The sequence below is a fragment of the Methylogaea oryzae genome (genome assembly GCF_019669985.1).
Classification (GTDB): domain Bacteria; phylum Pseudomonadota; class Gammaproteobacteria; order Methylococcales; family Methylococcaceae; genus Methylogaea; species Methylogaea oryzae.
Genome location: NZ_AP019782.1, coordinates 211,258 through 220,000, shown reverse-complemented (window position 1 = coordinate 220,000; position 8,743 = coordinate 211,258). Strand labels below are relative to the sequence as shown.

Annotated in this window: 9 protein-coding genes (1 of these 9 cut by a window edge); 6 read left to right on the top strand and 3 right to left on the bottom strand. The window is 63.2% G+C overall.

Annotated elements, in window-relative coordinates; translation table 11 throughout:
* Window positions 1-37 carry the 5' portion of a PilZ domain-containing protein gene (locus tag K5607_RS01020; RefSeq protein WP_221047953.1) on the bottom strand. Its footprint begins 281 nt before the window's first position, so only the first 37 of its 318 coding nucleotides appear in the window; the start codon lies at window positions 35-37; the stop codon falls past the left edge of the window.
* 106 nt (window positions 38-143) lie between these two features.
* Here K5607_RS01020 and xseA point away from each other — a divergent pair, with 106 nt between their 5' ends.
* From xseA to K5607_RS00990, 6 genes are all read left to right on the top strand, one after another.
* The gene (xseA, locus tag K5607_RS01015) at window positions 144-1,496 is read left to right on the top strand and encodes an exodeoxyribonuclease VII large subunit (RefSeq protein ID WP_221047952.1); all 1,353 of its coding nucleotides are present in this window, start codon (window positions 144-146) and stop codon (window positions 1,494-1,496) included.
* Window positions 1,489-2,367, top strand: coding sequence for a peptidoglycan DD-metalloendopeptidase family protein (locus tag K5607_RS01010; RefSeq protein WP_221047951.1), 879 nt, complete (start codon window positions 1,489-1,491; stop codon window positions 2,365-2,367). The genes xseA and K5607_RS01010 overlap by 8 nt, the downstream gene beginning before the upstream one ends.
* 41 nt (window positions 2,368-2,408) lie before the next feature.
* Window positions 2,409-2,816 (top strand): ketosteroid isomerase-related protein, encoded by a 408-nt coding sequence (locus K5607_RS01005; protein ID WP_054773688.1) that lies wholly within the window; start codon window positions 2,409-2,411, stop codon window positions 2,814-2,816.
* A 109-nt stretch (window positions 2,817-2,925) separates the two neighbouring features.
* Complete coding sequence (locus K5607_RS01000) at window positions 2,926-3,531, top strand: GNAT family N-acetyltransferase (protein WP_221047950.1); 606 nt, start codon at window positions 2,926-2,928, stop codon at window positions 3,529-3,531.
* Window positions 3,531-4,409, top strand: a complete 879-nt coding sequence (locus K5607_RS00995; RefSeq protein WP_054773689.1) for a carbon-nitrogen hydrolase family protein — start codon at window positions 3,531-3,533, stop codon at window positions 4,407-4,409. The genes K5607_RS01000 and K5607_RS00995 overlap by 1 nt, the downstream gene beginning before the upstream one ends.
* Before the next feature lie 172 nt (window positions 4,410-4,581).
* Window positions 4,582-5,193 (top strand): hypothetical protein, encoded by a 612-nt coding sequence (locus K5607_RS00990; protein WP_221047949.1) that lies wholly within the window; start codon window positions 4,582-4,584, stop codon window positions 5,191-5,193.
* A gap of 57 nt (window positions 5,194-5,250) precedes the next feature.
* Here K5607_RS00990 and K5607_RS00985 read toward each other — a convergent pair whose 3' ends face one another.
* Window positions 5,251-7,368, bottom strand: coding sequence for an HlyD family efflux transporter periplasmic adaptor subunit (locus K5607_RS00985; RefSeq protein ID WP_221047948.1), 2,118 nt, complete (start codon window positions 7,366-7,368; stop codon window positions 5,251-5,253).
* Window positions 7,353-8,741 carry an efflux RND transporter periplasmic adaptor subunit gene (locus K5607_RS00980; protein ID WP_221047947.1) on the bottom strand — a complete coding sequence of 463 codons (1,389 nt, stop codon included), beginning with the start codon at window positions 8,739-8,741 and terminating at the stop codon, window positions 7,353-7,355. The genes K5607_RS00985 and K5607_RS00980 overlap by 16 nt, the downstream gene beginning before the upstream one ends.
* Window positions 8,742-8,743: the final 2 nt, after the last annotated feature.

The following is an 8,743-nucleotide window of genomic DNA, read 5'->3' as shown; positions in this document are numbered from 1 at the left end:
GCAAACTCTTACGATAGTGCTGTCGTTGCTCGTTCACGTCACATCCCCTAGGTCCCAAGTTAAATCGCGCGCAGAACACAATAACAAGGCGCGTCCCTCACCGTGAAAGACGTCGCTCGACAGCATAGTACAATGAAAGCCTTATGAGCACCGCCCCGCCATCCCGCACCATTTACAGCGTTTCCCGCCTCAACCGCGCAGCCAAGCTATTGCTGGCCGAACATTTCGATGTCGTGTGGGTGGAGGGAGAACTATCCAACCTAGCCACCCCCACATCCGGCCACCTCTATTTCACTTTAAAGGATGCGGACGCCCAAGTGCGCTGCGCGCTGTTCCGGCAACAAGCGCGCTACCTCTGCTTCCGCCCTGAAAACGGCATGCAGGTCCTCGCCCGAGCGCAAGTCAGCCTGTATGAACCGCGCGGCGACTACCAATTAGTGGTGGAATCCCTGGAACAAGCCGGCGACGGGGCTTTGCAACGGGCTTTCGAGGCGTTGAAGAAAAAATTGGCGGCGGAAGGCCTGTTCGACGCGACCCGCAAACGCCCCATCCCGCGCCTTCCGAACCGTATCGGCGTCATAACCTCGCCCACCGGCGCCGCCGTGCGCGACATCGTCACCGTGCTCAAGCGACGCTTCCCCGCCATCGCCGTGACGATCTTGCCGGTTAAAGTGCAAGGCACGGAAGCCAAGTTCGAAATCGTCAAAGCCATCCAAGCAGCGGACCGCTCCGGCTTGTGCGACGTACTGATTTTGGCGCGAGGCGGCGGCTCCCTGGAAGACTTATGGGCATTCAACGAGGAGGCTGTCGCCCGCGCCATCTACGCCTGCGAAACGCCCGTCATCACCGGCGTCGGCCATGAAATCGACTTTACCATCGCCGATTTCGTCGCCGACCTGCGCGCCCCCACGCCTTCCGCGGCGGCGGAAGCCGCCAGTCCGGACGGCGAGGCTTGGCTAGCCGGCCTGCAGCGCCTGGAATCGCGTCTGTCCCAGCGCGCACTCGCCCTGCTGCGGCAAAAAACGACGGCGCTGAATCATGCCGAGAAGCGTCTGGCGCAACAGCATCCCGCCAAGCGTTTGCAAAACCAAGCGCAGCGACTGGATGAATTGGAAGCACGCCTGCGACGCGCAGCCACCGGCGATCTACAAAGGCGCCGGCAGCGGCTGGAACGCGGCCAAGCCCGCTTGCAGCGACACGACCCGCGCCAGCATTTGGCGGTATTGCTTACCCATGCCAGCCACCTGCAACAGCGATTAAAAGCTGCTATGGCGCGCGCGCTGCAGCCCCGGCAGCAGGAGTTGGCGCGACTAAGTCACGCTTTGCAGACCATCAGCCCCTTGGCCACCCTGGGCCGGGGATACGCCATCGCCTTCCGCCAGCGGGACCGCGAAATCATCCGCTCCTTCCGCGACATCGCCCCGGGCGAACGGCTAGAGACCCGCCTGGCGGAAGGCATCGTCATCAGCACCGTAGAGGACACCCGAGATGCGTAAAACCTGGTTACTACTCGCCCTATTGCCCGGCCTCGCGGCCGCGGCGGCCCTGCCCGATGCGGATCCGGTGCCCGGCGGCATCGTGGCGCTGCCGCTGGGCGACGCCCAAACACCGGCGCCAACGGCCTACTACCAAGACAAGCGCGTCATGGTCCTCAGCCACGACAACCAATGGACGGCCCTGGTGGGCATTCCGCTGACCGCCAAACCCGGCCCGCAACAATTGACGGTACACAGCGCCTTGGGCGAGTCGACCCTGGCGTTTTCCATTAAGGATAAGCAATACCCCGCCCAATACCTCACCATACCCAATCAGCGCATGGTGAACCCCAATCCGGAAGACCAGGCACGCATCGAACGGGAGAGCAAAATCCTCGCGCAAGCCTTGTCCACATGGAGCGAACAAACCGAGGTCGACACCGACTTCCGCCTGCCGGCCCAAGGCCCGCTGAGCAGTCCCTTCGGCCTGCGGCGTTTTTTCAACAAACAACCGCGCGACCCCCACAGCGGCCTGGACATCGCCGCGCCCGCCGGGGCGCCTATCAATGCACCGGCGGACGGCCGGGTCATCAACGCCGGCGAGTATTTCTTCAACGGCAACGCCGTCTTCGTCGATCACGGACAGGGGCTGATCACCGGTTATTTCCACATGAGCCGCATCGATGCTCGCGAGGGCCAAATCGTCAGGAAAGGCGATATCCTGGGCGCCGTAGGCGCCACCGGCCGCGTCACCGGCCCCCACTTGCACTGGAACGTCTACCTTAACGGCGCCAAAGTGGACCCGGCCCTGTTCGTGGCGAGGCAACTGGCCGCGCTGAACGGCGGCGAAAAAGCCGTCACGGGTACCCCTCAGGCGGCAAAACTGCGATAATTCGCGCCTTTTATTCGGCCTAGCCACGGGAGCCAAAGCCCATGAACCAGACGATTACCCTCATCAAGAACTACTATGCCGCCTTCAATGCCGGCGACATGGACACCTTCCTGAACCTGCTCACCGACGACGTCATCCACGACATCAACCAGGGCGCCCGCGAAGTGGGCAAGGACGCTTTCCGCGCGTTCATGGACCGCATGAACGGCGCCTATAAAGAAGAGCTGGTGGACATGGTCATCATGGCCAGCGAAGACGGCAAGCGCGCCGCCGCGGAATTCGTGGTGCTGGGCGAATACCTGCGCACCGACGAAGGCCTGCCGGAAGCGCATGGACAAAAATACCGCCTGCCGGCCGGCGCCTTCTTCGACGTGCGCGACGGCAAAGTGGCCCGCATCACCAATTACTACAACCTGCAGGACTGGATCGACCAGGTCAGCAAGGGCTGATCGGCTTCGGTGTAGGCCGGAATAAGCGTAGCGTTTCCGGCAAGTCGCCGGGAACGGCTGCGCCTTATCCCGGCCTACGTGCTTTCCCAGACTCCGACAAACAAGACCCATGTCCGACATCACCATCAAGTGCCTTTCCGGCCGGGCCATCGAGCCTTACCTCTCCGATCTGGCGCGACTGCGCATCGAAGTGTTCCGAGACTTCCCCTATCTGTACGACGGCACCCAGGAGTACGAGGAAAAGTACTTGCGCACCTACGTGAATTCGCCCGACAGCGTGGTGGTGCTGGCCTATGACGGCGACACGGCGGTGGGCGCTTCCACCGGCCTGCCCATGGCGGACGAGACCGAGGAGTTCCAGCAGCCCTTCGTGGACGCCGGCTACGACCCGCAGCGCATCTTCTACTGCGCCGAATCGGTGCTGCTGAAGAGCCACCGCGGCAAAGGCATCTACAAGCATTTCTTCGACGGCCGCGAAGGCCACGCCCGCAAGCTGGGCCGTTTCGACTGGTGCACCTTCTGCTGCGTGCAGCGGCCGGAAAACCATCCGCTGCGCCCGGCCGATTACGCGCCGCTGGATCCCATCTGGAGCAAGTTCGGCTACGTCAAGCATCCCGAACTGGTCACCCACTATACCTGGAAGGACGTGGGCGAGACCGAGGAGACCGCCAAGCCGATGGTGTTCTGGCTGAAACCCCTGAAGGAGTCGACCTGATGGCCGGTTCTTTCCGCATCGCCGCCGCGCAATACGACATCGGTTTCCTGGAAAACTGGGCCAACTACGAAGCCAAAATCGCCCGCTGGGTTGCCGAAGCGGCGGCCAACGGGGCCAAGCTGCTGGTATTCCCGGAATATTTCAGCATGGAGCTGCCTTCGCTGTTCTCCAAGGAGATTTATTCCTCCCTGGACAAGCAGCTGGAGGCGATGCAGCAAGTGCTCCCCGACTTTTTCAAGCTGTTCGAGGCCCAGGCCAAACAGCACGCCGCCCACATCGTCGCCGGCAGTTTCCCTGTGCGCATGGAGGATGGCAGCTACCGCAACCGGTCCTACCTGTTCTACCCGGACGGCCGCAGCGATTTCCAGGAAAAGCTGCAGATGACCCGCTTCGAAAACGAGCAGTGGCTCATCAAAGCGGGGGACGACATCAGAGTGTTCGACACCGACCTGGGCCGCATCGGCATCAACATCTGCTACGACAGCGAATTCCCCATGATCGCCAGAAAGCAGGTGGAAGCCGGCGCCGACCTGATACTGGTGCCCAGCTGCACCGACACCCTGGCCGGCTACTGGCGGGTGCGCATCGGCTGCCAGGCCCGCGCCCTGGAAAACCAGTGCTACGTGGTGCAGTCCCCTACGGTGGGCGAGGCGCCGTGGTCGGAAGCGGTGGACGTCAACACCGGTTCGGCCGCCATCTATACGCCGGTGGACCGGGGCTTTCCCGACAACGGCGTGCTGGCCATCGGCGAATACGGCAAAACCCAGTGGGTATACGGCGACGTGGACCTGGCCAACATCGCCAAAGTGCGCCAGGACGGCCAAGTGTTCAACTACCGCGACTGGCCCAGCCAATTCCGCTGCGGTAACGCCGGCTGACCATCGAATGCTTCCGGCGGCGCCCCAGCCGCCGGAAGCCGCTCCTAATATTCCCCTAAGATTGACACCGAGGCGGCGGCAGAGAATACTCGCCGTCGGCTGCGTATGCCGCGCGGCCTGGCGGCGCCGTCCGCGCCCCATCGCAGACCAACTAAAACGGGGGAAAACCACAATGAAAAAAATCGGCACCAGCCTGATTACCCTGGCCCTGGCCCTTAGCGCCGGCGCCTGCTCCGAAGGCCAGCTTAGCAATATCGCGCAAAACGCTTTGAAGCCCCAAGCGGGCGTCGGAGGCGGCAGCGTCTCCGGGCAGGAGAGCGCCAGCGCGGCCCCGGTCACTTACAGCAATAAAGCGCGCAAATTCCACTTCACCATCCCGGCCGGCTGGGCCAAGGTGGGCGGCGATCCGGAAGGGGAAAACGCCCAGTTCCAGAAAGTGGGCGGCACTGCCTCGTTCCAGTTCCACTACACCAGCATGGCGAGCAATTTCCCGGCGGAAGCTTCCGTCAAAGCTTCCCTGACCATGGCGAAGGATGAGATAAAGCAGGGGAAAAACATCGAGGCCAAGCGCCGCGACGACAAATGCCAAAGCAATCCGAAGGTACAGTGCGCCAGAGGGTGGGAGCTGATCGACGCCGGCAAAGACGGCCACCAGCGCATCATTTGGCAGGCTTACGACAAGGACAATTACTACTACAACTTCATGGGCGCCAGCGACACGGCGGAATTCCAAAGCGTCCGCGCCGTCCTGCAAGAAATCATCAACTCCGTGAAGTTCGATTAAGCCGGCGTAAAAGCCAAGCCCCTCCTCCGAGGGGCTTCGGCGCCGATCGGACGCCGGCTAAAACCCCGACTCCCGTATCACCGCCGCCACCGCCTGCCGCCACGCGCGCAACAGCAGGCTGCGGCCGCCGGACGCGATATAAACCTGGCCTCGCAGGGTGTGCGGCAGGCGGGTCAAAATGTCAGAACGCTCCGGCTTCAACAGCACGCGGTACACGGCGCTCTCGGGCACCAAGGTAGCGTTGCCCCCCTTGCGGGCGGCCACTTCGCCGCCATAAACCGAAGCGAAATAAGGCGACAAATTGGCGGCACTGGCCCGATCGACGCGCGTGATGCGGCAATTCACCGGCGGCAAGGCGGCGTCATCCGGATAGAAGCGGCCCTCGGCGCCGTCCTCCACTTGCAACAAATCGTCCTCGGCCACATAGGCTTCCAGCTGCAAACCGGCCGGGTTGATGACCACCATCAGCCGCTCCCCCTCGCTCAGCCACTGGCCGATATTCACGTCCGGGTTCACATCCAGCACGATGCCGTCGAAACCGGCCCGCACCGCCAGCAATTTCTGCTGTCCGCGGAAACCGGCCAATTTGGCGCTGGCGCTTTCCAACTCTTTCAAAAGCACTTGGCGATTGCCGATCAATTCCTGCTCCAGGCCGTGATAAGCCAATTGCCACTGCAACAAGGACACCCGCTCGTCCGCTTGGCGGGCTTCAAACTCCAAATCCGCGGAAGAGAGGTCGGCCAGCGCCTCGCCCGCCTTCACCGCCCCGCCGGACACCACCGGCAAACGATCCAGCCGGGCGCCGAACGGCACGAAAATCTCCGCATACTCCTCCGCCTTGAGCAAGGCCGGCGCCCGCACCCGTTTCTGCCAGGGCATCAGCACCACCACCGCCAGCAACGCCACCCCCACCAGGGTCAAGCGAACGCGGCCTGGATCGAAGCCGTCGCTGGGAATATTGCGCCACGCCAGCAGCTCGGCGACGATGGGGCGCAAAACGAACCAGCCCACCTCAACCATCATCAAAATCAGCCCCAGCAGCTTGAAAGCGAAGTGGTAGACCAGCAGCGCAATCCCCAAGAACAAGGTGAACCGGTAAATCCAGGTACACCAGGCGTACAGCACAAAAAAACGCGCGGTCTTCGGCGCCAACGGCTCCGGCGGCGGCGCCTTCAGGCCGAACAGCAGACGGCGCAAGTGCCAGCGATTGTAGGCAAATGAGCGGGGCTGCAAGTTCTCCGCGCGCATCCAATCGGCCAATAGGTAATAGCCATCCATGCGCATGAAGGGATTGAGATTGATCGTCAGGGTAACGATCCAGGTGGAAGCCGCCAGCAGGAATACGCTGCTGCGCATGGGACCGTCGGGCAGGAAATTCCACAGCACCGTCGCCACGGCGGCCAGGCCCAGTTCCACCATGACCCCGGCTCCGGCGATGGCCAAACGGCTGCGGCGCCGGGTGATTTTCCAGGTTTCGCTGGCGTCGGTGTACAACACGGGAAACATCACCAAAAACGCGATGCCCATGGTCGGCACGCGGCAGCCGTGGCGATGGGCGGTGAAGGCGTGGCCCAATTCATGGGCGACCTTGGCCAGAGACAACGCTACCCCGTAATACACCATGCCCTGCCAGTTGAAGAAATGCAGGAAAGTGCCGAGAAAATGCTCCCATTGGCGCGACACCAGGTACAGCCCCGCCAAAGCGACCGCCACCATGGTCCAGGCGAAGCGCGGACTGTACATCCAGGCGACATAGGGATAAGCCCGCGCCAAGAAGCGGTCCGGGCGCAATAGCGGGATGCGGAAGAACAGGTAGTTGTGCAACAACCACACGGCCCAATGGTGGCGGGTTTTCTCCCACTGGCCGCGCAGCCAATCGCGACCAGCGGCTCCCCGCAGGCGCAACAGGTTTTGCTCCATGAGAAATTTCGCCAAGGCATGCACTTGCTCGGCGCTCACGCTCAGGGTGGTGTCCGCGTTGACCGAAGCGGCGATGTCTTCCGCATCCCCCGACGCCCAGCGGGAAACGATCTCGAACTCGCTCCAGCCGATGCGGAAGAAGCGATTATTGGCCGGATCGTGCAAAGTCCAGGAAGGGTAGCCATCGTCGCCCCTCGGCCCAGGCAGGCAATGCAGCTCCTCCCGCAGAGGCGGCAGGCTTACAACCCCAGCCATTGACGCACCGCTCCCAGCGGTCGGCGGAACAGGTAGTGGAACAAGGTGACCGGCTGGCCGTACAACTTGGCCGTGCCTTTCAATCCGATGCGGGGCGGCGCCTGGCCCGCGTCGAAGCGCGCCTTGACCAGGTAGGCCAGCACGTCCTCCGGCGTGGTCTCCGCCTGGTAGCTGGCGCGGTACAGGCGCGCCGTCATGGGATGGTGCGGGTCCACGTTAAGGAACATCACCACTTCGGCACCCGGTTCCAAATCGATGAAATCGGCGACCGGCAACTGCACCGCCAACTCCACCCGCTGGGGATCGGCCACCATGAGCAAGCGCTCGCCCACCGCCACCGGCTTGCCCATCCAATCGTGGGGGTCGCTGAAAATGGCGATGCCGGCGTGGGGCGCCTTCACCTGGGAACGCGCCATGAGATCATCCATATAAGCCACCTCGGCCGCCTGCTGGTCCATGCGGCTTTTGAGGATGGTCAGCTCCGCCCTGCTCTTATTGTCGAACACCGCTTGCTGGGCGGCGCGGCGGTACTCGGCCTCGGCGACGGCGAGGGCCTTGCGGCTGACTTCCAGACGGTTGGACAAATCGGTATCGTCCAATGTGATGAGCAACTGATCCTTGGCGACGACGTCGTTGGGCTCCAGATGGAATCGGTCCACCACGCCTTCCATGGGGGAGCGCACCACCGTCGGATCGGCCGCCACCACTTCCGCGGGGGCCAGCACCGACTGTCGCACGGGAAAACAAAATACCAGCACGATCGCCAGCATCAGCCAGCGCCGGTCGCGATCCAACACCAGCTTGCGCCACCAGGGCGGGGGCGGCGCCAGGGCATGCCAAGCGTGCTCGTAGGCGCCGGCCAATTCCTGCAACAACAAGCCCTCGCCTTCGACCCACGGCGTATCCCGGCACAACAACAAGCCGCCCAAGCCATCGCCCGCCGCCGTGCCGAAGCGCACCCATAGACCGTGCGCCGGCAGCCATTGCCCCCAGTCCTTAGCCAAGGCTTGCGGCAAGTCGCCGGCGGCCACCGGCCGTAAAACGGCAGCGTCCGTTTGCCCATCCAAATGCTCCGCCACCTGCCGCAGCCACGCCACATACGGCGCATTGGGCTCTAGCAACGCCACGCCGGAAACCGCTGCAATCCGCGAAGCCGGCCGGCGCAGCCATAGGGCCGCCTGGCGGTAGTCCAACAACTGGCGCGTCTCGTTGACGATGATGAAGGCCAGCGCATGCACGTCTTCCGCCTGACGCGCATTGCGCTGCAGCAATAGCAGGTTGCTCAGGCCAAGCAGTTGGCGTTGCTCGGGAGTCGGCGCGACGTTGTCCGCCGCGCCAGGAACAGGAGCGCCGGGGCGGGAAGGATCAGTCATGG

Excerpts from the sequence above, each read along its gene's own strand:
- K5607_RS00990 (WP_221047949.1), top strand. The coding sequence starts at position 4,582 with ATGAAAAAAATCGGCACCAGCCTGATTACCCTGGCCCTGGCCCTTAGC.
- K5607_RS00995 (WP_054773689.1), top strand. The coding sequence starts at position 3,531 with ATGGCCGGTTCTTTCCGCATCGCCGCCGCGCAATACGACATCGGTTTC.
- K5607_RS00985 (WP_221047948.1), bottom strand. The coding sequence starts at position 7,368 with ATGGCTGGGGTTGTAAGCCTGCCGCCTCTGCGGGAGGAGCTGCATTGC.
- xseA (WP_221047952.1), top strand. The coding sequence starts at position 144 with ATGAGCACCGCCCCGCCATCCCGCACCATTTACAGCGTTTCCCGCCTC.
- K5607_RS01010 (WP_221047951.1), top strand. The coding sequence starts at position 1,489 with ATGCGTAAAACCTGGTTACTACTCGCCCTATTGCCCGGCCTCGCGGCC.
- K5607_RS00980 (WP_221047947.1), bottom strand. The coding sequence starts at position 8,741 with ATGACTGATCCTTCCCGCCCCGGCGCTCCTGTTCCTGGCGCGGCGGAC.
- K5607_RS01000 (WP_221047950.1), top strand. The coding sequence starts at position 2,926 with ATGTCCGACATCACCATCAAGTGCCTTTCCGGCCGGGCCATCGAGCCT.
- K5607_RS01005 (WP_054773688.1), top strand. The coding sequence starts at position 2,409 with ATGAACCAGACGATTACCCTCATCAAGAACTACTATGCCGCCTTCAAT.